Below are 19,877 nucleotides of genomic sequence, written 5' to 3' on the forward strand. Positions count from 1 at the left end.
TGTATGATGAATTCATATAATTTACTAAATGCAAAAAAGTTTCCTTAAGGAAAGAAAGGACACAATCATGAATCGAAAAATAGTGTTTTTTACAATTTTATGTAATAAGTTTGGGGTATTGTCAAAACAAGAAGTAAAAAAAGTATTAAATCAATAAAGATTATCAGAAAAAGAATGTTGATGTAAATTATTGGAGTTTGTTCATTTATTTAGAACTATTGACAATGAAGTTGGATGCATGACATAATTTCATTAAATAGTAAGAATAGTTTGAATTTTCAAAGGCATGCCAATAGATAGTCTAACTAAATGGAGGTGTAAGAATGAGTTTATTCTTAGAACAGTGGAAGAAACTTGCAAATATTAAATGTGACTTGGCAAAGCGGGATTGGTTTTATGGTACAAGTGGGAATTTATCAATGAAAATTTCTGATGATCCATTATTATTCCTTGTAACAGCAGATGAAAAAGATAAAAGAGCGCGATGTGATGAAGAATTTATTGTAGTTAATAACCAAGGGGAGCCAGTTTTTGATACGGTATTAAAACCCTCCCTTGAAACATTAATTCATGCCAATATTTATGAAAAGACGTCTGCTGCATGTGTGTTACACGTACATACGGTTGACAATAATATTATTTCTGAACTGTTTGGAGATGAAGGCAAAGTAGAGCTTGAAGATAATGAAATGATTCATATCATAACAGGTTCCTATACAAATAGCAAAATTACGATTCCTATTATTGAAAATGCACAGGATATGGAAGCGTTTAAACGTTCCTATACACCATTTCTAACGAATGATTATGGAGCAGTACTTGTTAGAAATCATGGAATAACTGTATGGGGGAGAACGCCTCTAGAGACGAAGAAATGGTTGGAAGGAATTGAGTTCCTCATTAGCTTTAAAGTTAAAATGATGATGATACAGGGCCATAAAATTAAAGCTGGAAATTAATATATGTAAAGCTAAAAATGTAATGAAGGATGTATTTCATTATATTTTTAGCTTTTTTATTGGCACCGTTAATAGTAATTGTTGATTTTAGCTAAATACAATCAGAGTAAGAAAGAGAATAGCTGGTTAAAGAGTAATTTGGGATGGAAGGTTCGAAGACTCCTATGGGAGATACGGAAAACTTGAGACCCAGGAGGGCACAAGGTAGGCATGTTAAAACCACGACGTCCTGTCGTAACGCATGCATGATCCACATCGTGTAGACCGGGAGGCTTAGGGTCGTCTAACGCCCCATGGTAAGCGACGTACCTGGAATGGAAATAAACATTCTTTTTTAACAGGGCCTTATATTTAATAATTGAACTTATAGTCTTGTGTACTTGATCATTAAAATTTTAAAAAATTATGAATAAAGTAGAAATGAAAAATGCAAAATTACTTGTTTAAAAATTATACATATTTATCGTGAAAATCAACAAACTTCTATATTTATACTAAAATTTAATGTTTTATTGAATTTATGGTAAGATTATATCAAATTTAATCAATATAAGAAGGAATTCGTTGAAAGTCGTCTAATTAATAAAGATAAGAAGAACTATTTTATATAATTGTAAAAAAACCTACTAAGTAAGTAAACTTAGTAGGTTTCATCTTGTATCACTTTAGAAATATGAGATAAAATGAATAGTAGACAAAAAAATACTTTCTATTATTAAGTTTATTTATTAACAACAATCCTGCGGAAGGGAAATAGTGTAAATGAATGAATCTCAACTCAGCCATTTATTATTATCAATCTCATTAAAAAGAGAAGAAATGGTATTTTTTGCGGAAACTAGAGGTTTGAATGAACAACTTACATTAAGAGCCAGTCAAGAATTAGATGAGCTTATTATTTCATATCAGAAAAACTCTCAAGGAATATCGGGCCGTATTTTATCATCGAAAAACCGTAATATGAAACAATAAGGTAATCATAAAATAGATGGAGTATTTAATTGGAATTAAAGGAGTATTAGAATGAATGAGACGAATAGAGATGAAATAGAACTTTCATTAAAACTATTTATTGTATTATCTCGAGCGCATCGAAAAATAAATGACTCTGCCAATAAATCAATTGCAGAATTTAATCTAAATCCGACTGAGTTTGCTGTTTTGGAGCTATTGTACCATAAAGGCAATCAGCCACTTCAGCATATTGGTGAGAAGATTTTAATTGCGAGCGGAAGTATTACTTATGTAGTCGATAAGTTAGAGAAAAAAGGGCTTGTTGTACGTAATCCATGCAGTGCTGATCGAAGAGTCATATATGCAGAGATTACAGATAGTGGAAATACTTTAATGAATGAGATATTCCCAATACATGAACAATTCTTACATGAACAAATGAGTGATCTTTCAAACGAGGAGAAAAATTTCTTAATTCACTTGTTAAAGAAAATCGGATATCATGGAACAAATGAAAAAAGCTCACTTTAGATGAGCTTTTTCCATTGTCATTATTTCGTATTTGGGTTCGTGTTACTTGGAAGAACTAAAATTTCAACACGTCTATTTTTTGCTCTTCCTTTTTGTGTATGATTACTTGCTATTGGTTTATATTCTCCATAACCCTTTGCACTAAATGATTGTGGTTTTAATTTTTTATTTTCCAACATGATTTTCATAAAGTTTACAGCACGTGTAACACTTAAATCCCAGTTGTCTTGAAACAATTCATTTTTAATCGGTACATTGTCTGTATGTCCTGAAATTATAACGCTTAATGGTGGGTTTGAGATCAATAAATTAGAAATTTGTGTTGCAATGCTTCGTTCACTTGTTCTAACAATCGCACTCCCTGAATCAAATAAAACGTCGTTTGTAATTGTGATTAATAAGCCTTCATCAGTTAATTCAGTTTTTAGACTACCTTGAAGTTTATTATTTTTAATATATTGTTCTACTTTTTTTTGTACTTCTTTTAGTTCTTTTTGAGTAGTTTCTCCATTACCTTTATTATCTTTTTCATTTGAACTACCTTTAGGATTTTCTTGAGGGATTGTCTCAGTCGGGTAATTCATAACGCCAGTTCCGCCATTGAAAATGGTTGTAAAGGAATCAGAGATTTGTTTAAACTTAGTTGCGTCAACACTACTTGAAGCAAATAGAACGATAAAAAGTGCTAATAATAAAGTCAGTAAATCCGCGTAAGGTATTAACCAACTTTCATCAATATGCTCCTCGTGATCTTCATGTTTTTTCTTTTTACTCATCAGCTTTCTCTCCTGAGTTGATTAACATACGTTCTTTAATTGGTAAGTATACTGCTAATTTTTGTTCAATTAATCGAGGAGGTTGACCTTCTAATACTGATAAAATACCTTCAATCATAATTTCTTTTCTTTTCACTTCTGCTTTAGATTTACGCTTTAATTTGTTTGCAAATGGATGCCACAAAACATATCCAGTGAAAATACCCATTAATGTTGCAACGAAAGCAGCTGCGATCGCATGACCTAGTAAATCAGTGTCACTTAAATTACCAAGAGCAGCTATTAATCCGATTACTGCCCCTAAAACTCCTAGTGTCGGTGCATATGTTCCTGCTTGTGTAAAGATTAAAGCACCAGCATGATGACGTTCTTTCATTGCATCTATTTCTTCGTCAAGAACATCTCTAATATATTCTGGTGATTGTCCATCAATTGCTAATGTTAAGCCTGACTTTAAGAATGTATCTTCAATTTCATTTAATTTTGCTTCTAATGCTAAAAGCCCATCTCTTCTAGCTACAACAGCTAAATCAGAAAATAATTGGATGACATCTAAAACACTTTCTTTTTCTTCTTTACCAAATAAAATTTTAAATAATGCGGGTATCCTTTTTAATTCACTCATCGGAAATGCGATTGCAACGGCTGCAATTGTTCCAAGAATAATAATTAAGATCGCTGCTGGATTCGCTAATACAGCAGGCGAAACTCCTTTTAATACCATCCCAACTCCAACTGCAATAAATCCTAATATAATACCTATAACCGAGCTTTTATCCATATCCCCAAAATTCCTCTCTCTCTATAAAATCTTTATGTGTTTGTAAAATTATGTCGCTAAATCTGTTTTATTGTATAAAAATGTTACTTTTCATTTAGAATTATTGTAATTATTCTAAAAAGAAACGAAAAGGTCATATAGTATCATTTTTTTTACAACAAAACTCATCTTCTATATTACTATCGGATAAAATTAATACTTATCTAGTCATACGTTAATAATTTTAAATTTTCAGAAATTAGTTTAAATTATGGTTTTTTTACTAGACTTTTTTTTATATAATAGCAATATCACACAAAATGGAGGGATAATCATGAGTTTCCAAGATTACCAATACATTAGACCCAATATAAAAAATTTCGGAGAAGACTTTAAAAAACGATTACAAAATTTTTATGATGCTTCAACAGTTTTTGAACAAGAGTTAGCAATGAATGAAATTAATGACTTAAGAAATGAATTTTCTACAATGGAAAATATTTGTGCAATTCGTCATTCTATCGATACAAATGATAAATTCTACGAAGATGAGCAAGCTTTTTTCGATGAGAATACGCCAATTGTTCAATCATATGGTCAGCAATATTATAAAGCGTTGATTAGTTCACCTTTCAGAGAGCAATTAGAAGAAAAGTATGGTAAACAATTATTTGCATTAGCTGAATGTGAAGTGAAAATTTTAAGTGAAGAGGTAATTCCAGATCTACAAGAAGAAAATAAATTGACGACTGAATATGGTAAATTGGTTGCCGCAGCAAAGCTACCTTTCTACGGAGAGGTGAAAACATTAGCGCAAATTTCAGCTCATTTCGAGGATAAGGACAGAGAAGTAAGAAAAGTTGCTTATGATACATACTTTGGTTATTTCTCAAAAAACCAGGATAAATTTGATTTAATTTTTGATAAGTTAGTAAAAATTCGTTCTAGTATTGCAAATAAATTAGGATTTTCTAACTTTGTTGAATTAGCGTACGCTCGAATGTTAAGAACAGATTATAATGCAAGCGATGTGAAAAAGTTTAGAGACCAAGTTTATGATACGATTGTACCGATTGCTACTGAATTAAGGGAGCGTCAGGCAAAGAGAATTGGTGTAGATGAGCTTTACTATTATGATGATAAATTCGAGTTTGTAACAGGAAATGCAACACCAAAAGGTAGTCCAGAGTGGATTATTGAAAACGGTAAAAAAATGTACGATGAATTATCAAAAGAAACAAGTGAATTTTTCCAATTCATGCTTGATGAAAATTTATTGGATTTAGTTGCGAAAGAAGGAAAGCAGGGAGGAGGCTATTGTACTTATATCCCTAACTACAAAGCACCTTATATCTTTTCTAACTTTAATGGAACTTCAGGAGATATCGATGTTTTAACGCATGAAGCAGGTCATGCTTTCCAAGTTTACGAGAGTCGTAAGTTTAATACGCCAGAGTATTATTGGCCGACATATGAAGCTTGTGAAATTCACTCAATGAGTATGGAATTCTTTACTTGGCCGTGGCAAGAAAACTTCTTTAAAGAGGATACAGAGAAATATTACTTTACTCATTTAAGTAGCGCTGTTACATTCATTAGTTATGGTGTAGCGGTTGATGAATTTCAACATGCAATCTATGAAAAACCAGAATTAACCCCTGAGGAAAGACATGGTCTTTGGAAAGAATTAGAAGCAAAATATTTACCTCATCGCGTAAATGATGGCAATAGCTATTTAGAAAAAGGTGGCCTATGGCAAAGACAAGGTCACATTTACCAATCACCTTTCTATTATATTGATTATACATTAGCTCAAATTTGTGCATTGCAATTCTGGAATAAAATGCATGAAGATCGTGATGCAGCGTGGTCTGACTATGTTGGCTTATGTCAATTAGGAGGCAGTAAATCATTTTTAGGTCTAGTAAGTGAAGCAAAACTAGAATCACCTTTTAATGAAGGAAGTATCGAAAAAACATTAGCACCGGTCAAAAAATGGTTAGATGGGGTTAATGATCATAACCTATAATAAGAAAACTCCGATTCGCTCTTTTGAATCGGAGTTTTTTATTATGAAAAAAGAGAAAGTAAGGGTACAGGTGCCCTATACTTCGTTTTCATTAAATTGGCTAACATTACAAACCATTTTACTTTCTATTGACCTTTACCCGTTAACAATTGTCGATTTATCTTTTTTAACTTTATTCTTCTTTTTTCGTGAGAAGAATAATTCATATACTACTGGGATAAATACTAACGTTAATAAGGTAGATGATGTTAATCCACCTATAACTGTAATGGCTAATCCTTTTGAGATTAAAGTACCTGTTGATGTTGTCAGTGCTAAAGGTAATAATGCAGCAATTGTTGCAAATGCCGTCATTAATATCGGACGAAGACGTGTTTTACCACCTTCAATGATCGCTTCACGGAGTGGTAATTGCTTTTGATCAATATTTTGACCAATGCGATCAACTAATACAATTGCATTTGTAGTAACGATTCCAATTAACATTAATAATCCTATCATTACACTGATAGACAATGGCTCGCCTGCAATAAATAGCGCAACAAATGATCCAATCGGAACAAATACAAGAGCAGAGAGAATGATAAATGGAATTCTAGCCTTACCGAAAGCAATTAACATTGTTAAATAAACTAATCCGATCGCTACACCCATAGCAACCCCTAAATCTTTAAAGGTTTGCATTGTATCGTCGCTTCCGCCACCACCTTTAAGTGATACATCAGATGGTAGGTCGATTTCTTTTTTTACACCATTTACAACATCATTTGTTACTTTTGCGATATCCTTCCCTTTAATTTGAGCAGAAACCTTCGCATATACCTTGCCATCTAATTTTTGAATCGTAGAATAAGTTTCGACTGATTTAACATCTGCAACATCAGATAGTTTAACTGGTCCAAGTTTACCGAAAAGAGTAATCTTTTTAATATCTTCAATAGATTGTAATTCTTTATTATAAGTAATCTGAACATTTTGGTCTTTACCATCAATTTTTAAAGTGCCTAAACTGATAGGATTTGTTTGATCAGCTACCAACCCTAAAATGTAACCTGATGAGATTCCATTTTTTGAAACTTTCTCTTCATCAATGGAAACAATAACTTGTTTTTGTTTTTCTGAGAAATTATTTGTTACATATTTTAAATCATCATTGTCTTTCATGTATTCTTCAACTTTTTTTGCACTTTCTTGAAGAGCTACTAAGTTATTTGAATACAAGTTTATATCAACATTATTATTGGAAGGAGGACCACTTGATGAATTTTCCTGTAATCCAACTTTTGCGCCTTTTACTTCTGATGTAGCTACTTCTTCCATTTTACTTTTAGTTTCTTTAATAAAAGTATCTACATCTGCACTGTCTTTCAGGTTAATAAAGTAACTTGCTTTATTTTCAGTCTTTAATCCTGTCATAAAGTCACGACTACCAACCCCAGTAGAGATTTCTTTTACTTCATCCATTTCTAAAAACATTTTTTCTAATTTTAAAGAAACATCATTTGTTTTTTCAATTGAAGTCGAAGAAGGTAACTCTAATTGTGCAATAATCGCTCTAGATGCTTCATTAGGGATAAATGTAAATCCAAGTCTGCCAACTAATGAAAATGAACCAAGAAGTAATACAATCGCTAAAACAATTACAATCCATTTACGGTTTAATGACTTTTCAATTAATTTGCCATACCAAATTTGAAGCTTTTCCTCTTTTTCCTCAGGTGGTACTTTCTTAAATGAATAACGAGCAAGAATTGGCACAATTGTAATGGAAACCAATAAAGAAGCCAGTAATGAAAAGACGATCGTTAAGGCAAATGGTAAGAAGATTTTGCTAGTAAAACCGCCAACTACTCCAAGTGGTAAAAATACAACGATTGTCGTAATGGTTGAAGACGTGATTGCTTTTAGAATTTCTTTTGTTGAAGAAAGAATTAATTCATTTGACATGCCTTCTTTTGATTTTCGAATACGACGGAAGATGTTCTCTATGACAACAATGCTATCATCAACTACGCGCCCAACGGCAACTGCCATCCCACCTAGCGTCATAATATTTAAAGTAATATCCAATTCTAGTAAGAAGATTGATGTAATTAATAATGATAATGGAATCGAAATAATTGCGATAAAAGTTGCTCGGACATTTCGTAAAAATAATAACACTGCAATCGAAGCAAATACTGCACCTAGCAAGCCTTCCTTTACAAGTGATTCAACAGATTGTTTTACACCTTCTGCAGAGCTATAACCTACTTTATAAGAAACTTCTTTCTTATACTTATTGAGTACGTTTATCACTTTATCTGCTACTGCTACTGTATTTGCATCTTGTTTTTTAGTAATCGCCATAGAAATCGAATCTTTTTCGTTATATCTAATTAGTTCATCTTGAGAAGTAATCGATTCAATCTTAGCTACATCACTTAATAAAACTTTTGGTTGTACTGTTTGTGATTCATTAGGAGTTGTGCCAAAGGATGTAATTTGTAGTTCTAGATCTTTCAATTTTTGAATGGTATCAAGTTTTTCCTCAATTCGAATAGGAACTTTAATATCACCATCAGTAATTTTTCCAGCAGGGAATGAAAGGAATTTTGCGTTAATCTGGTCTTTAACGGTTGATAAAGAGAGCCCTAATTTTGCGATTTTTTCTTTATCTAATTCAATAGATAGGGAAGTCGATTTTCCCCCACCAATAGAGACACTGTTTACACCTTCGATTTTGTTTAATGCAGGAACAATTTCCTCATCTAAAACCTTTTCAATATTTGAACCTTCTTTTGAAAATACTGAAAGATAATAGATTGGGAAGGAGCCGAATGAAAAACGATCAACTTTTGATGTTACATTTTCAGGTAGGCCAGCTTCCTTAAGAGTTGAATTAATTTGTTGTTCCACTTTATCCATGTCTGTATTAAATGGAAATTCTAAATTAATGACAGAAACACTTTCAAATGACGAGCTTGATAAAGTTTTAATACCCTCAATTGATTTAAAAGAAGTTTCAAGTTTCGTCGTAATTTGTTCATTTACATCCTCTGGTGCTGTTCCAGGGTATACTACTTGAACAGAAATAGCCGGAAATTCAATATCTGGAAGCTCCTCAACCTTTAATTTTGAATAAGAGTACAACCCACCAAATATTAATAAAAATGAAATAATAAAAACAGCTACTGAATTTTTTAAACTAAACTTTGTTAAAAAGTTCATTCAATACCTTCCTTTCTAAATTGAGGTGAATAAATCAATCGTCATTAACAAAATGAATTTTTGAAGTTCACCAAATTTCAAATGCTATTTTTTACATGTGAATTTTGTCTAAAATATGTAAAAATGAAAGATTACATATAATCTACAATTTTGTGAAAGGATAAAAAACGAAATTACTTAAGGGGGTGGAATGATGACAAAATCTAAAAGTGAAAAAGAACGTTTTTGGAATGAAAGAAAAACGAACCAACAACCACATGAGAAAGTAAAATCTTTTAAAGAATTGGACAAAGAAACTAAATAATATAATATTGCTCCTTTCAATTTTTTTAGTTTTGGTTTTATGTCCAAATCTGAAATATTTATCCAATTTACTCACATTAACAAATGTAATCATAAAAAAAAGTCCCGTGATGCACACGGGACTTAAGGATGATTTGAAACGCTTATTATTTTACAAAATTCAAAAAAATGTAGAAGTATGTAAGTACGGTTTCTATTATTTTGTTATTCTCTAAAATACAACAAAACATACAATTTATAATCTGTTTAGTTTATTAATCTCAACAAGAGGTAGTAACTGACTATTTATTATTAAATTAAAATGTTACTCCGACCACGAAATGCGCTTGTTAAACGTCATCTATTGAACAATTATTCTGCGGTTCTTACAATTTTATAATTTTTATGGTTAACAACTGTAAGCGGTTCCATTTCTAAATCTCTAAAGTTTTCCATTATCGATATGTCTACTATGACAGAATTTTTATTCACTTTTTGAACTCTTCCTTTTAACCCTTGTTTAAACTCAATGATATTTCCAGCTTCTGCAATTTTCATGAGCGTATCTCCTAATAAAAAGTTTTCATTTTACACCTTCTATAATGCATGAAAACGGTTTAAAGGTAAAGAGAAAATTGAATATTTTTTACAATTTAGTCAATTTAAATTCAAAAATATGTTTAAAAATTACAAGAAGGGTAAAAAATGGATGTAGCACTTTTTGGAGGTTACTTTCTTGAAGAAATGGATTGAAGATTTACAGTATGATTTAGAAGAAGAAATAAAAGAATTTGTTGGCAGTAATACTTTGATTGGTGATCCTATTTTATTTTTTGATCAGATCATTGTCATTCCAGTTTTTGAAATGGTCGTTCTACTAGGTGAGGGACATGCAAAAGCTCAATTTGAATGTCTTGGTACTGGATTGGAATTAATACCAAAAGCATTTTTAGTCATAATTGATGGAGAAATTGAAGTCATTCTACTTAAGAATGAAGATTCAAATGTATTTGTCACAGAGAAAGTTTTAGATGTAACAATTTAGTTTTCATATAGTAATATCTTTGATAATGTTAGATGGAAGCATTATAACAGTAAGATCTATTATTAAAGGGTGAGAATATGGAACAAAATGAAATGCTGAATGGTATTGAACAACTTAAAAACGGTGAAATTGCACAAATATTGATCAAAAAAGAAGATTTTTTAACATTTAGACAAATTATTGTGAATCGAGAGGACTTTAAACACTTCCGAGGAATTGCTCAGCATGGTGGCGATGTAATTTATACATATATAGAAGAAGCTAGAAGTTAACAAATATTTAAAAATATATAACTTTTTAAGAAGTACTCAAGAAACCTATTGCAAAAAAAAAAAGTTTTTTTGACTTTTTTCTTGTTTTGCAAGGCGTTTATGGGTATTTTTTTTATGTTTCTCGGTATGGCTCAATTGACAAAAAAATCGTTTTACACTTTATTGCACTCTTCTCCATAATTTGTTAAATTTCTCTTATTGTTTCATTCTGAGTGAGATTGTCGAAATGTTTATTTTCACATTTAGGAAACTATATATTGTGTTTGTTCTAAAAAGGTAATACAATATGTAGGTATATAACATGAGATTTTTAAATATTCATAAAATATTCTTACATATAAAATGAGGTGATCCTATGGTGATAGTTTACAGTTCAATGACTGGCAATGTTAAGCGTTTTGTCAATAAAATTAGAATGCCGTCAATTCAAATAAAAGATGGACTAAAAATCGAAGAACCTTATATTCTTGTAACCTACACTACTGGATTTGGAAGTGTTCCAGATAATGTACATCATTTTTTGGAGAAAAATTCAAATTATCTAAGAGCAGTAAGTGCAAGTGGCAATCGAAACTGGGGAGATATGTTTGCAGCCAGTGCAGATAAAATCGCCAAAACATATAACGTACCGGTCTTGTCAAAATTCGAAATGTCAGGGACAAGTCGTGATATACAATATTTTCTTGAGGGAGTGGAAAAGCTTGAGACATATTGAGCTGAATAATGAATTAACAATTAAAAAGGATGGTTTTTTTGATCTTGAAAAAGATAAAGAAGCGTTACTTTGTTTCCTAAAAGAAGTAGAAGATAGAAAAATTCAATTCTCTTCTGTTAAAGAACGCTTACAGTATATGACTCAAGAAAACTATTATTATCAGGTAGAATTAGAATACTCCCTTACTGAGATTGAAAGAATGTATGAACTAGTTTATCAAGCTGGATTTACTTTCCAATCATATATGGCAGCATCTAAATTCTTTAAGGACTATGCATTAAAAACAAACGATGGAAAGTTTTATTTAGAAGGATATGAAGATCGAATTGCGATCGTTGCTCTTTATTTAGGACGAGGCAATATTGATAAAGCATTAAATTTGGCGAAAATGATGATTCAACAAAACTATCAACCTGCTACTCCGACATTCTTGAATGCTGGTAGAAGTAGAAGAGGTGAAATGGTTTCATGTTTCTTACTTGAAATGGATGATAGTTTAAACTCAATTGGTTTTCAAATTAATACAGCAATGCAGCTTTCTAAAATTGGCGGTGGCGTTGCACTGAATTTATCTAAGCTTAGAGCACGTGGAGAACAAATCAAAGAAATTGATAACGCTGCAAGTGGTGTTGTTCCTGTAATGAAGCTATTAGAAGATTCATTCTCATATGCAAACCAGCTTGGCCAACGTAAAGGTGCTGGTGCAACATATTTAAATATTTTCCACTGGGACGTAATTGAGTTTCTTGATACGAAAAAAATTAACGCCGATGAGAAAAGTCGAATTCAATCTTTATCGATTGGATTAATTGTTCCAAATAAATTCTTTGAACTTGCAGAAAAAAATGAGCCATTCTATGTATTTGCACCTTATACGGTTTACAAGGAATACGGCATGCATTTAGATGATATTGATATTGATGAAAAATACGATGAACTTCTAAATAATGATAAAATTAAAAAGAAAAAACTTGATTTATCAGCTCGTGATTTATTAGTTAAGATTGCGGCAATTCAACTTGAATCTGGTTATCCATACTTAATGTATAAAACAAACGCGAACAACCAGCATGCTTTAAAAGATATTGGCGAAATAAAAATGTCAAATCTGTGTACTGAGATTTTTCAATTACAAGAAACATCTGAGATCAACAATTATGGATCAGAGGATGTAATCAATCGTGATGTTAACTGTAATTTAGGTTCATTAAATATTGTGAATGTAATGGAAAATAAAGCAATTAGAGAATCAGTTCATGTTGGAATTGAAGCATTAACGGCTGTATCTGATATGACTGAAATTGAAAATGCACCTACTGTTAAAAAAGCAAATGATGAACTTCATTCTGTTGGTTTAGGTGCAATGAATTTACATGGTTACTTTGCAAAGAATGGAATTGCTTATGAAAGTGAAGAAGCAAAGGATTTTGCACGTACATTCTTTATGATGATGAACTATTACTCAATAGAAAAGAGTATGTTTATTGCAAAAGAAACTGGAAAAACATTTAAAGACTTTAATAAAAGTGAATATGCAAAAGGTACTTATTTTGAAAAGTACAAAATACAATCTTTTGAACCGAAAACAGAAAAAGTAAAAGAATTATTTAATGGAATTTATATTCCGAATGAATTTGATTGGGTTACATTAAGTAAGCAAGTACAAGCATATGGTTTATACAACAGCTACCGCTTAGCAATAGCTCCTACACAATCAATTAGCTACATTCAAAACGCTACTTCTTCAGTTATGCCAATTGTAAATGTAATTGAATCTAGAACATATGCAAATTCAACAACTTATTATCCAATGCCTTATTTATCACAAAAAAGCTTCTGGTATTACAAGTCGGCTTACGATATTAATCAATACAAATTAATTGATCTAATTGCTGAAATCCAACAACATATTGATCAAGGAATCAGCTCTATATTATATGTAAATAGTGATATTTCAACCCGAGAACTAGCAAGATATTATATCTATGCTAATAAAAAAGGCTTGAAAAGCTTATATTATACGCGTACAAGAAAATTGAGTGTGGAAGAGTGTATTAGCTGTTCAGTCTAATCAATACTAAAAAGCACAAAATGTATAGAAAATATAACGATGATATGAAAATTTAATGAGTAAGTCTTTGGGAAGCTCGTATATAGAGAATGTTATTGATACTACATCTATATATTCGGGCTTTCTTTAGTGAGTAGGGGGTCATTTTAGATGAAAGCTGTAAACTGGAATAAAAAAGAAGATGATTTTAGTTTAGTATTTTGGAAGCAAAATTTATCACAATTTTGGACTGAAGAAGAGATTGTTGTTTCGTCAGATAAGAATACATGGAATACACTTACAAAGGACGAGCAAGATACGTTTATAAAAGTGTTGGGTGGATTAACTTTATTAGATACAAAACAAGGTGGAGAAGGGATGCCACTTATTTTAGTACACTTGAAAAATTTACAAGCGAAAAGTGTACTAGCATTTATGGGTGCAATGGAAGAAGTCCATGCGAAAAGTTATTCACATATTTTTACAACGCTTGCAACTGAAGATGAAATTGATCACCTTTTTAAATGGATCGATGAACATCCAATCCTAACGAAAAAATCTGAGTTGATTTCTTCATATTATTTAAATTTATTAAAGCGCGACGTATCTTCAGAAGAATTATATATGGCAATGGTAGCTAGTGTATTTTTAGAGAGTTACTTATTCTATAGTGGATTTTTCTATCCGTTATACTTAGCTGGCCAAGGAAAAATGACGGCAAGTGGTGAGATAATTAACCTGATTCTACGTGATGAAAGTATTCACGGCGTATTTGTAGGTATACTTGCACAACAAATTTATGATGAATTTTCAGATGAACAAAAAGCTCGACTATATAAAGAAACCATGTCATTATTAGTTCAGTTATATGATATTGAATTGCAATATACCGCAGAAATTTATGAATCTATCGGTTTAGTTGACGAAGTAAATAAATTTATTCGTTACAATGCAAATAAGGCATTAATGAATTTAGGATTCGAAGGATATTTTGATGAAGAAGATATTAATCCTATTGTCTTAAATGGACTAAAAACTGATACAAAGAATCATGATTTCTTCTCTGTAAAAGGAAACGGGTATGTAAAAGCAGTTACAGTGGAAAAATTGACAGATGAGGATTTTATTTTTGAATTTTAAACATGTTGGGAAGTATGAAATATGAAGGCATTAGTTTTTAGAGAGTTTGGTTCGTCAGATGTATTAACGTATGAGGAAATCGCTAAACCAACGATTTCAGATGATGAAGTATGTATTCAAATGAAAGCTGTTGGAGTTAATTTTGCAGATATCTATCGTCGTAAAGGAAATTATCATTTAGCAGGGAATCCACCTTATATTTTAGGTTATGAAGGTTCTGGTATTATTTCTGAAATTGGATCTTCAGTAACGGGATATAAAGTAGGTGATCGAGTAGCTTTTGCTGATGTACCTTATGCAAATGCAGAATATGTTGCAGCGAAAGAAACGCATATTGTACCAATCCCTGATGAAATTAGTTTTGAAATTGCAGCATCTGTTATGCTTCAAGGTTTAACTGCACATTACTTAGTCAATGACAGTTATCAAATTAAACCAGGTGATACTGCACTTGTTCATGCAGTTGCAGGTGGTGTAGGTCAATTACTTACTCAGATGATTAGATTAAAAGGTGGAGAGGTTATCGGATTAACTTCTTCAAATGAAAAAAAAGAAAAAGCACTTTCTATTGGTGCTAGTGAAGTACTATTATATAACGAAGATTGGGTTTCATTAACTAAAGGATTAACGAAAAAGAAAAACGGTGTAGACGTAGTATATGAATCTGTTGGTTCGACCATTATGAATAGTTTTGAAGCAACAAAAGTTCACGGAACAGTTGTTTTTTATGGAATGGCCGGTGGAGACCCAGTTCATATTGATCCTAGAATGTTAATGGATACTTCAAAAACATTAACAGGTGGAGATTTATGGAATGTTCTTGTTTCGAAAGAAGAAAGAATAAATAGAAGTAAAGAATTGTTTAATTGGATTGCAACGAAACAAATAAATGTTCAATCCCCAACTATTTTCTCATTAAAAGATGGGAAGCTTGCTCATGAATTGTTAGAAAGTCGTAAATCAACTGGTAAAATCATTTTAACTGTTTAAAGAAATTTTTTATTTTCCTCTTATATGTAAGATAAAGGGGGAGAAAAAAATGGAGCTTTGGATCAGTATGATAAAAGAAGTTGGATTTCCAATTGGAGTTACACTTTATTTACTATATCGTATAGAACAAAAACTAGATCATGTGATTTTATCCATAAAGGAATTACCAAATCAAATGTATCATTAATAAAGAATAACATTAGCCATTTTGCTGTTGCAGAATGGTTTTTTTTATATTTAGGCTTTACGGTATTCAACTATCTTTTTTAACAGACCATATATAAAAAAAGAAAAAAATAGCATCAAGAGATGCTATTTTTTATTGTCATGATTAATTGGTAAAGAAATCGTAAATTCTGTTCCATTACAACTACTAGCAGCAGTTATAAATCCGCCGTGATTTTGTATTAATTTTTTTGTAAGTGATAATCCTAGTCCAGTACCCTCATCCTTTGTAGAATAGAAAGCATCAAATATAAATGGTAAAACAGTCCTAGGTATACCACAACCATTATCTTTAAAAATAATCACTATTTCATCATCAATCACATGAGTTTCAATTGTAATGAGTAGATTTCCGTCTTTCTTAGCGTCCAATGAATTATGGAAAAGGTTAAGAAAGACTTGAACAAGTTGATTTCTATCAAAGAAAACTTTATATTTATGTAATTCTTCAGAGAGGTTATACCTTATATCAACATTATTGATGACCGTTTCACTAAAAAACAATTGTTTTATATAGTTTAAGAGAAAATCGTTTAAACAAACTGGTTCAGGCTTATAAGGGGCATTTTTCGTGATCGATAAAAAGTCTGTAATGATGCCGTTTGCACGATCTAATTCAGGGATTAATAGGTCATTAAATAATTGTTTGATTCTCTCGGGTGCTTCATCTTGAACAAATTGAAGATATCCTCTAACAGTCGTAAGTGGGTTACGTACCTCATGGGCAATACCAGCGGCTATTCTACCAGAAATGGCTAGTTTCTCGGAATCTCTAGCATCATTTAAAAAATGAAATATACCAATAACACTTTCAATTTGATTATTCATATCACGAATAATCCTTGTATTCACGATTCCATAGTTTTTATTTAAAATCTCGTGATGATAAATTTCTTTTCCTGAATAAAGCGTGTTAAGAAGTGCAATTTCCTTATCTTCAATTCTTAGTAATTCTCTTATATGTTTACCTACGTATTCATCAATATTTACTTTAAAGTCTCTGGCACATTGTTCATTATAAAACTGAATGATGCCCTTGGGATCTATAAATAGAATATGATGTGGGATGGCATCAAAGATTGTTTGAAGAATTTCTTTATTTTTTAACATGAATGAAGAAAAGGTAGTAGTAATTTCATCTTGAAATTCAGTTCTATTGAATGATAATGAATGTTTATTAATTAAATTTAAATAATTTTCTGAAAAAAATGAACCTGGTGTAATCGAAGAAATAATCTTTTCATAAATCTTTACTTTTTCCTCTAATTTAGCAACTTTAGCTTTTAGATCATTTACGGTGTCCGTATTCATTTACACTATACTCCTATTTCTACTAAAATAAGTTTATACTAAACATAATTATATCAAATAATTCTGTTTATTTTTATTGATATTAGTAATAATTATATAATAAAAAATGTTTTATGGGAGCGGTTTATGGAAATTAAAATTGGCGTAACTGGATGGGGCGATCATGAAAGTTTGTACCCTGAACGTATCCATTCATCAAAAAAACTCCGACAATACTGCAATCACTTTCCAATAGTAGAGATCGATTCATCCTATTATAGTATTATGCCACAATCAAATTATCAAAAGTGGGTGAATCATACAACGGCTGATTTTTCATTTGTCGTTAAAGCATACGGTGGAATTACTGGACACGCTAGACAGAATTATTCAAAGGAAGAACAAATAAAATTATTAAAGCCTTTTCTTGATTCAATTCAACCTTTAATTGAAAACAATAAACTAAAGGGTGTCCTCTTTCAATTTCCACCTTGGTTTAATTGTAAAAAGGAAAACGTGGAATTTTTAAGAACAATTAAAAATGAGCTAACATCTGTCCCAGCAATATTGGAATTTAGGAATCAATCTTGGTTCTTTCCACAATATGCTGACCAAACACTATCCTTTATGAGTGAAGAGGGGTGGATCCATTCAATTTGTGATGAACCTCAATCTGGAATGGGAAGTATACCAACTGTTTTACACCCAACAAACAAAGAGCTAACATTAATTCGATTTCACGGAAGAAATGTTCACGGATGGAATCATAATGGACAAGAGAACTGGCGTGAGGTTAGATATTTATATCGATATAATCGAGAAGAACTCAGTGAGTGGGTCGATAAACTGGAAATTTTATCAAAACATACGAAAGAAATATGTATTCTATTTAATAATAACTCAGGTGGAGATGCAGCTGATAATGCGAAGGAATTAATGAAGCTGCTTGGTATTGAATTTGGTCCATCCTCAACCGAGCAGCTTGAATTGTTTTAATTTTAATTGGCTAATTTCTATAGGATTTTTACTTTTTGGATTTAAAAATACAAAGACAAAAGTTAAGTTTAATTTGATTTACGTAATAAATAAATAGCACTTATGTTAATCAGTAAGAATGCAACAAAGGCTAACATAGGAATCGTTATAAAACCAAATAAATTTAAGTAATCACCAGTACAAGGAACCGGTCCACATTGTGTGGCAGATTCTTTCATAGCAGGTACTTTTTGGATTAGGATATGATAAATCGAAATAAACATACCTATCACTGATAATGGCAAGATATAAACAATGTCCCTTACTTTATTTTTATAAAACGCAATTCCGATGATAAAAACAATAGGATACATGAAAATACGTTGATACCAACATAAAGAACAAGGGGTCCAGTGATTAATAATTGAAAATGATAAACTACCTAGTGTTGCTATAATACTCACAACCCAAGTAAAAAATAAGATTGATTGATTTTTTTTCATAAACTACCTTCCTAATATTAAAATTGTTAGTACTATCATTGTACAATCGTTTATGAAAAATGTGGAATAAAACAACATATAAAAGCTTCATTAAATGAATAAAAAAACCTGGAATTCATGTCCAGGCTTTTTTTGTTCATTTTTATTTAGCGATTGCAGCGTCTAAAGCGATTTTGATCATATCATTAAACGTTGTTTGTCTTTCCTGTGCTGAAGTTTCTTCACCAGTAAAGATATGGTCACTTACAGTTAATACCGTTAATGCATCAACATTATATTTGGCAGCAATTGTGTATAATGCAGTCGTTTCCATTTCTACTGCTAATACACCATAATCTCCTAATTTTTGTACCATATCCATGTTTTCTCTATAGAAAACATCTGCTGTTAATACATTACCAACTCTAACGTTTAAACCTTGATTTACTGCACCATCATATGCCTTCTTTAACAGATCGAAGCTAGCACATGGTGCATAGTCAAAACCAGGGAATGTTAGACGATTCATATTAGAATCCGTACATGTTGTCATTGCAATAATAACGTCACGAACTTTAACGTCTTTTTGAATTGCACCGCACGTACCTACTCGAATTAATTTTTTTACGCCGTAACTATTAATTAACTCGTTAACGTAAATACCAATTGAAGGGATCCCCATTCCAGTACCTTGTACTGAGATTCGTTCACCTTTATATGTACCAGTAAACCCAAGCATTCCACGAACTTCATTATAGCAAGTAACGTCTTCTAAAAACGTTTCTGCAATATATTTAGCTCGTAAAGGATCTCCGGGTAATAATATTTTGTCGGCTATTGCGCCTTGTTCTGCTCCAATATGTACACTCATTGTAAAACCTCCTAAAAAATCTAAAATAGATAAACTATCTGCACTCACACTTATTTAGTTTTTACATTTCAAATAAAAAACATTCTCAATTGAACTGATACTTAAAGGAAAAAAGATAGATCACGTAGTACTTATTAAGTATAGAATATATGAAAAACAAAATAATCCAGTTTAGATAATTTATGGGAAAGTTTTATTATTACATAAGAAACAAAATAATGAAAGAGGTTACAAAAAAAAGTCGATTTTCAATAAGTAGCGCATATTTAGCGAGTGAATATGAAACTTCTAAAGGGAACCGAGTTCAGATGAAACCAAGAT

Annotated in this window: 20 protein-coding genes; 13 read left to right on the forward strand and 7 right to left on the reverse strand. The window is 31.3% G+C overall.

What is annotated here, in order from left to right:
* Positions 1 to 323 precede the first annotated feature (323 nt).
* The 3 genes from mtnB to ABID96_RS06060 all read left to right on the forward strand — a co-directional run bounded on the left by mtnB (position 324) and on the right by ABID96_RS06060 (position 2,444).
* Positions 324 to 959 carry a methylthioribulose 1-phosphate dehydratase gene (gene mtnB, locus ABID96_RS06050; protein WP_192601255.1) on the forward strand — a complete coding sequence of 212 codons (636 nt, stop codon included), beginning with the start codon at positions 324 to 326 and terminating at the stop codon, positions 957 to 959.
* Positions 960 to 1,721: 762 nt separating this feature from the next.
* Positions 1,722 to 1,931 carry an aspartyl-phosphate phosphatase Spo0E family protein gene (locus ABID96_RS06055; protein WP_192601256.1) on the forward strand — a complete coding sequence of 70 codons (210 nt, stop codon included), beginning with the start codon at positions 1,722 to 1,724 and terminating at the stop codon, positions 1,929 to 1,931.
* A gap of 51 nt (positions 1,932 to 1,982) precedes the next feature.
* Positions 1,983 to 2,444 carry a MarR family winged helix-turn-helix transcriptional regulator gene (locus ABID96_RS06060; RefSeq protein ID WP_192601257.1) on the forward strand — a complete coding sequence of 154 codons (462 nt, stop codon included), beginning with the start codon at positions 1,983 to 1,985 and terminating at the stop codon, positions 2,442 to 2,444.
* Between the two features lie 20 nt (positions 2,445 to 2,464).
* On the opposite strand, the gene motB is transcribed toward ABID96_RS06060, so the two are convergent.
* Positions 2,465 to 3,220 carry a flagellar motor protein MotB gene (gene motB, locus ABID96_RS06065; protein ID WP_192601258.1) on the reverse strand — a complete coding sequence of 252 codons (756 nt, stop codon included), beginning with the start codon at positions 3,218 to 3,220 and terminating at the stop codon, positions 2,465 to 2,467.
* Positions 3,213 to 4,001 (reverse strand): flagellar motor stator protein MotA, encoded by a 789-nt coding sequence (motA, locus tag ABID96_RS06070; RefSeq protein ID WP_192601259.1) that lies wholly within the window; start codon positions 3,999 to 4,001, stop codon positions 3,213 to 3,215. The genes motB and motA overlap by 8 nt, the downstream gene beginning before the upstream one ends.
* Positions 4,002 to 4,314: 313 nt before the next feature.
* Between motA and ABID96_RS06075 the strand changes: the two genes are divergently transcribed.
* Positions 4,315 to 6,009 (forward strand): M3 family oligoendopeptidase, encoded by a 1,695-nt coding sequence (locus ABID96_RS06075; RefSeq protein ID WP_192601260.1) that lies wholly within the window; start codon positions 4,315 to 4,317, stop codon positions 6,007 to 6,009.
* A 135-nt stretch (positions 6,010 to 6,144) separates the two neighbouring features.
* On the opposite strand, the gene ABID96_RS06080 is transcribed toward ABID96_RS06075, so the two are convergent.
* Complete coding sequence (locus ABID96_RS06080) at positions 6,145 to 9,219, reverse strand: efflux RND transporter permease subunit (protein ID WP_192601261.1); 3,075 nt, start codon at positions 9,217 to 9,219, stop codon at positions 6,145 to 6,147.
* A gap of 193 nt (positions 9,220 to 9,412) precedes the next feature.
* On the opposite strand from ABID96_RS06080, the gene ABID96_RS06085 reads away from it, so the two are divergent.
* A complete protein-coding gene (locus ABID96_RS06085) occupies positions 9,413 to 9,523 on the forward strand; it encodes a DUF6254 family protein (RefSeq protein WP_219732201.1) in 111 nt (36 codons plus the stop codon).
* A 350-nt stretch (positions 9,524 to 9,873) separates the two neighbouring features.
* On the opposite strand, the gene ABID96_RS06090 is transcribed toward ABID96_RS06085, so the two are convergent.
* Positions 9,874 to 10,059, reverse strand: coding sequence for a YkvS family protein (locus ABID96_RS06090; RefSeq protein WP_069035503.1), 186 nt, complete (start codon positions 10,057 to 10,059; stop codon positions 9,874 to 9,876).
* A gap of 178 nt (positions 10,060 to 10,237) precedes the next feature.
* Here ABID96_RS06090 and ABID96_RS06095 point away from each other — a divergent pair, with 178 nt between their 5' ends.
* The 7 genes from ABID96_RS06095 to ABID96_RS06125 all read left to right on the forward strand — a co-directional run bounded on the left by ABID96_RS06095 (position 10,238) and on the right by ABID96_RS06125 (position 15,900).
* Positions 10,238 to 10,546, forward strand: coding sequence for a hypothetical protein (locus tag ABID96_RS06095; protein ID WP_192601262.1), 309 nt, complete (start codon positions 10,238 to 10,240; stop codon positions 10,544 to 10,546).
* 77 nt (positions 10,547 to 10,623) lie between these two features.
* A complete protein-coding gene (locus tag ABID96_RS06100; RefSeq protein WP_192601263.1) occupies positions 10,624 to 10,818 on the forward strand; it encodes a hypothetical protein in 195 nt (64 codons plus the stop codon).
* Positions 10,819 to 11,173: 355 nt separating this feature from the next.
* Complete coding sequence (gene nrdI / locus ABID96_RS06105; protein WP_192601264.1) at positions 11,174 to 11,533, forward strand: class Ib ribonucleoside-diphosphate reductase assembly flavoprotein NrdI; 360 nt, start codon at positions 11,174 to 11,176, stop codon at positions 11,531 to 11,533.
* Positions 11,520 to 13,604 carry a class 1b ribonucleoside-diphosphate reductase subunit alpha gene (gene nrdE, locus ABID96_RS06110; RefSeq protein ID WP_192601265.1) on the forward strand — a complete coding sequence of 695 codons (2,085 nt, stop codon included), beginning with the start codon at positions 11,520 to 11,522 and terminating at the stop codon, positions 13,602 to 13,604. Before nrdI ends, nrdE begins: the two co-directional genes overlap by 14 nt.
* Positions 13,605 to 13,754: 150 nt before the next feature.
* Entirely contained in the window at positions 13,755 to 14,723 is a 969-nt protein-coding gene (gene nrdF / locus ABID96_RS06115; protein WP_192601266.1) for a class 1b ribonucleoside-diphosphate reductase subunit beta, read from the forward strand.
* Positions 14,724 to 14,744: 21 nt separating this feature from the next.
* The gene (locus tag ABID96_RS06120) at positions 14,745 to 15,713 is read left to right on the forward strand and encodes a quinone oxidoreductase family protein (RefSeq protein WP_192601267.1); all 969 of its coding nucleotides are present in this window, start codon (positions 14,745 to 14,747) and stop codon (positions 15,711 to 15,713) included.
* Between the two features lie 49 nt (positions 15,714 to 15,762).
* A complete protein-coding gene (locus tag ABID96_RS06125) occupies positions 15,763 to 15,900 on the forward strand; it encodes a YvrJ family protein (RefSeq protein WP_192601268.1) in 138 nt (45 codons plus the stop codon).
* A gap of 125 nt (positions 15,901 to 16,025) precedes the next feature.
* On the opposite strand, the gene ABID96_RS06130 is transcribed toward ABID96_RS06125, so the two are convergent.
* Complete coding sequence (locus ABID96_RS06130; RefSeq protein WP_192601269.1) at positions 16,026 to 17,249, reverse strand: two-component system sensor histidine kinase NtrB; 1,224 nt, start codon at positions 17,247 to 17,249, stop codon at positions 16,026 to 16,028.
* 126 nt (positions 17,250 to 17,375) lie between these two features.
* Here ABID96_RS06130 and ABID96_RS06135 point away from each other — a divergent pair, with 126 nt between their 5' ends.
* Positions 17,376 to 18,224: a DUF72 domain-containing protein gene (locus ABID96_RS06135; RefSeq protein WP_192601270.1), complete on the forward strand. Its 849-nt coding sequence runs from the start codon at positions 17,376 to 17,378 to the stop codon at positions 18,222 to 18,224.
* A gap of 68 nt (positions 18,225 to 18,292) precedes the next feature.
* Here ABID96_RS06135 and ABID96_RS06140 read toward each other — a convergent pair whose 3' ends face one another.
* A complete protein-coding gene (locus ABID96_RS06140) occupies positions 18,293 to 18,706 on the reverse strand; it encodes a disulfide oxidoreductase (RefSeq protein WP_088000132.1) in 414 nt (137 codons plus the stop codon).
* Between the two features lie 142 nt (positions 18,707 to 18,848).
* Positions 18,849 to 19,556 carry a purine-nucleoside phosphorylase gene (gene deoD / locus ABID96_RS06145; protein ID WP_088000133.1) on the reverse strand — a complete coding sequence of 236 codons (708 nt, stop codon included), beginning with the start codon at positions 19,554 to 19,556 and terminating at the stop codon, positions 18,849 to 18,851.
* Positions 19,557 to 19,877: the final 321 nt, after the last annotated feature.

It is taken from the genome of Gottfriedia sp. OAE603, from assembly GCF_040543965.1.
GTDB classification, from domain to species: domain Bacteria; phylum Bacillota; class Bacilli; order Bacillales; family Bacillaceae_G; genus Gottfriedia; species Gottfriedia solisilvae.

Coding starts and splice junctions, on each gene's coding strand:
- ABID96_RS06080 (WP_192601261.1), bottom strand. CDS start 9,219: ATGAACTTTTTAACAAAGTTTAGTTTAAAAAATTCAGTAGCTGTTTTT.
- ABID96_RS06120 (WP_192601267.1), top strand. CDS start 14,745: ATGAAGGCATTAGTTTTTAGAGAGTTTGGTTCGTCAGATGTATTAACG.
- ABID96_RS06130 (WP_192601269.1), bottom strand. CDS start 17,249: ATGAATACGGACACCGTAAATGATCTAAAAGCTAAAGTTGCTAAATTA.
- deoD (WP_088000133.1), bottom strand. CDS start 19,556: ATGAGTGTACATATTGGAGCAGAACAAGGCGCAATAGCCGACAAAATA.
- ABID96_RS06100 (WP_192601263.1), top strand. CDS start 10,624: ATGGAACAAAATGAAATGCTGAATGGTATTGAACAACTTAAAAACGGT.
- mtnB (WP_192601255.1), top strand. CDS start 324: ATGAGTTTATTCTTAGAACAGTGGAAGAAACTTGCAAATATTAAATGT.
- ABID96_RS06125 (WP_192601268.1), top strand. CDS start 15,763: ATGGAGCTTTGGATCAGTATGATAAAAGAAGTTGGATTTCCAATTGGA.
- motB (WP_192601258.1), bottom strand. CDS start 3,220: ATGAGTAAAAAGAAAAAACATGAAGATCACGAGGAGCATATTGATGAA.
- ABID96_RS06060 (WP_192601257.1), top strand. CDS start 1,983: ATGAATGAGACGAATAGAGATGAAATAGAACTTTCATTAAAACTATTT.
- nrdF (WP_192601266.1), top strand. CDS start 13,755: ATGAAAGCTGTAAACTGGAATAAAAAAGAAGATGATTTTAGTTTAGTA.
- ABID96_RS06055 (WP_192601256.1), top strand. CDS start 1,722: ATGAATGAATCTCAACTCAGCCATTTATTATTATCAATCTCATTAAAA.
- ABID96_RS06085 (WP_219732201.1), top strand. CDS start 9,413: ATGACAAAATCTAAAAGTGAAAAAGAACGTTTTTGGAATGAAAGAAAA.
- nrdI (WP_192601264.1), top strand. CDS start 11,174: ATGGTGATAGTTTACAGTTCAATGACTGGCAATGTTAAGCGTTTTGTC.
- ABID96_RS06090 (WP_069035503.1), bottom strand. CDS start 10,059: ATGAAAATTGCAGAAGCTGGAAATATCATTGAGTTTAAACAAGGGTTA.
- ABID96_RS06140 (WP_088000132.1), bottom strand. CDS start 18,706: ATGAAAAAAAATCAATCAATCTTATTTTTTACTTGGGTTGTGAGTATT.
- ABID96_RS06075 (WP_192601260.1), top strand. CDS start 4,315: ATGAGTTTCCAAGATTACCAATACATTAGACCCAATATAAAAAATTTC.
- ABID96_RS06135 (WP_192601270.1), top strand. CDS start 17,376: ATGGAAATTAAAATTGGCGTAACTGGATGGGGCGATCATGAAAGTTTG.
- motA (WP_192601259.1), bottom strand. CDS start 4,001: ATGGATAAAAGCTCGGTTATAGGTATTATATTAGGATTTATTGCAGTT.